Genomic DNA, 3,017 nt, shown 5'->3' on the forward strand with positions numbered 1-3,017 from the left:
CCGACCGTGTACGAATCGCCCGAGCCGGAGGTCGTGACCTTCGACTTCTCCAGTGTGTCGAAGGAGCCGTTCTCCAGGTCCTTGGGGGTGAGCTTCTGGCCTACGACGTGGTAGGTGAGGATCTTCGTCAGCTGGGCCTTGTCGTTCAGGACCTTGTCCAGGGTGGCCTTCGGGATCTTGCCGAAGGCGTCGTTGGTCGGCGCGAACACGGTGATGTTCTGCGCGTTGTTGAGGGTGTCGACCAGACCGGCCTTCTTCACCGCGGTCACCAGGGTGGACAGGGCCGGGTTGTGGGAGGCGGCCGTGGCGACCGGGTCCTTGGCCATGCCGTCGAAGGAGCCCGCGCCGTTCTTCGGCACGGCGGAACAGGCCGGGCCGAACGGCTGGTCCATGGTGCTCGCGTTGCTGCCGGAGTCGCTGCCCGTCTCGTCGCTGCTCGTGGTGGCCGACGCCGACGCCTTGTCCGAGGAGTCGGCCGCGCCCGAGTCACTGCTGTCGCTGGAGCAGGCGGTCAGGGCCAGGGGCAGCACCGCAGTGGCGGCGAAGAGTCCGGCGGTGCGGCGGATACGGGTGTTCATCATGATCTCCTGTGGGAAAGTGCAGCGTGATGCCGCTGCGTCCGGGGTGTTGCAGACAGGTGGCTCAGGGGGAGGGGCACAAGTCCCTTGTGGTGGTCAGTCGACGGTCACGACGACGGAGTGCCATCCGCTGGCGCCGTCGGGGATCGTGCGGGTGCGTTTGTCGGTCTGCACCGCGCCGGTGCGATCGGTGGCGCGGACGGTGAGGGTGTGGCCGCCCTTGGTGGCCGGCCAGGCGAGCGACCACTGGCGCCAGGTGTCCCGCGTGTCCTCGGCGGCCAGATCGGCCTCCAGCCAGGGGCCGTCGTCGACGCGGATCTCGACCTTGTCGACGCCCCGGTGCTGGGCCCAGGCGACCCCCGCGACCATCACCGTGCCGGCCTTGGGGCGGGCGAACGGTTTGGGGGTGTCGATCCGCGAGGCGGTCTTCACAGGAGCCCTGCGGGCCCAGCCGCGCTTGACCCAGTAAGGGTCGTAGGAATCGAACGTGGTGAGTTCGATGTCCTCGATCCACTTGCAGGCCGACGCGAACCCGTACAGGCCCGGGACGACCATCCGGACCGGGAAGCCGTGATCGAAGGGCAGCGGCTCGCCGTTCATGCCGAGGGCCAGCATCGCGTCGCGGCCGTCCATGACGTCCTCGACGGGGCTGCCGATCGTCATGCCGTCCACGGACCGAGACACCAGCTGATCCGCCGCACCCCCCTGTGAGGGAGGCTTGACCCCGCACTCGGCGAGCAGGTCGGCCAGCCGTACGCCGATCCAGCGGGCATTGCCGGCGTAGGGGCCACCGACCTCGTTGGAGACGCAGGTCAGGGTGATGTCCCGTTCGATCAGCTCACGGCGCAGCAGGTCGTCGAACGAGTAGACGCCCGGACGGAGTACGCCCTTGCCGTGGATCCGCAGCCGCCATGCGGTGGCATCCACCTTGGGCACCACCAGCGCCGTGTCCACCCGGTAGAAATGTGAGTGGGGCGTGACGAAGGAACTGATCCCTGGGACACGGAGCACGGCCCTCTTGGGGACCGGTTGCGCCGGTGACCCGGGAGAAGGCAGCACGACCCTTTGACGGGAGGCCATCGCGTCCCGGCCGCGTGAGGCGTTCAGGGACCGGCCGACCGCGCCCACAGCGGCGGAGGCCGCTGCCGCGGATGCGGTCGCGAGGACGAATCCACGCCGGTCCCAGCCCTCGGACGCGGGCAGGCCGTCTCCCGCTTCCTCGGTCGCGGAGTCGGATGTCGACGCGGATGACCGCCTCACCGCAGCCAGGCGGCCCACCAGCTTGTACAGGAGCAGCGCCCCGGCCACGGCCCCGACGACGGACGGGAGTGCGTCGGTGAGGCTGCTGGAGTCGGGCCGGCTCACCGCGGCAGCCGCTCCGACGGCTCCGAGGAGGACGACCCCGGCGGCTCCGACCCGCTGAAACCGCACCGCCAGCGCACCCAGCACCAGAGCCAGCACGGCCAGCACGACGAGGATGCCGAGTTGCAGCACCAGCTTGTCATCGGTGCCGAAGCGGCTGATCGCCCAGTCCTTGACCGCGGCGGGCGTCGCGTCGATGGACGCCTCGCCCACCGCGACGACCGGACTGGACTGCGGACGCACCGCTGCCGCGACCAGTTCGGCCACCGCCAGTGATGCGAAGCCGGCCAGCACCCCGCTCAGCGCACCCAGCGCCAGGCGCGGCCACCCTGGTCGTACTCGCTGATCCTTCTCCTCGTCCCTCACGGGGGGAATCCGGTTCTGCCCGCGCGGTGGATTGGTCGCAGCCCTGATCAGGTGAAAAAAGATCGGAGACCAATCCACCGTGCACTCCGGAACGGATTACCCGATTGAGCACCGGCCGATATCGCCGGACGGTGAAGCGGCCTCGGACCGGACGGCTCGACGAACGCCGTCGGTGACGGCATCGAGGCAGCCGCCGCCACGATCTACGGGATCGGCATGGTGCGGGCCCAGTCGAGCAGTTCGGGGGAGTGCAGGCCCGGTAACCACAGGTCGGCCAGGTGGGCGCCGTCACCTTGCGGCCGGGGGCCGACTCCCAGTACTCGCAATCCGGCGCGGCGGGCCGCTTCCACCCCGGTCAGGGAGTCCTCGACGGCCAGCCCGCCGCACGGGTCGACACCACAGAGCCGGGCCGCCACGGTGTAGACGTCCGGGTACGGTTTGGGGCGGACGCCGTCCCCGTGGTCCGGGACGACGATGTGCTGGAAGTAGCGGCGCAGTCCGGCCCGTTCCAGACTGCCTTCGACGACCACCCGCGGGCAGTTGCTGGCCACGGCCAGCGGCAGCCGGGTGGAGAGCAGCCGAACGAGTGGGACCGCGCCCGGCATGGTCACCGGGTCCTCGGCGACGAGGGCCACGAAGTGGTCGAGGAGTGCGCCCGTCAAGGCCTCCGCCAGTTCGGGCTTGTCCACCAGACGTGCCATCAGCCGGGCG

General features: G+C 70.1%; 3 protein-coding genes. All 3 read right to left on the reverse strand.

What is annotated here, in order from left to right; translation table 11 throughout:
* Window positions 1-578, reverse strand: a 578-nt coding sequence (locus tag IE312_RS08985; protein ID WP_229899377.1) for a fasciclin domain-containing protein, incomplete at its 3' end; no start/stop codon positions are given.
* Window positions 579-674: 96 nt separating this feature from the next.
* On the reverse strand, window positions 675-2,306 hold the full coding sequence (locus IE312_RS08990; RefSeq protein ID WP_189980099.1) for a sulfite oxidase: 1,632 nt from the start codon (window positions 2,304-2,306) through the stop codon (window positions 675-677).
* A gap of 203 nt (window positions 2,307-2,509) precedes the next feature.
* Window positions 2,510-3,017: HAD family hydrolase (locus tag IE312_RS08995; protein ID WP_229899379.1), on the reverse strand; the 508-nt coding region annotated here is incomplete at its 5' end.

The organism is Streptomyces capoamus, assembly GCF_014654935.1.
Taxonomy (GTDB): domain Bacteria; phylum Actinomycetota; class Actinomycetes; order Streptomycetales; family Streptomycetaceae; genus Streptomyces; species Streptomyces capoamus.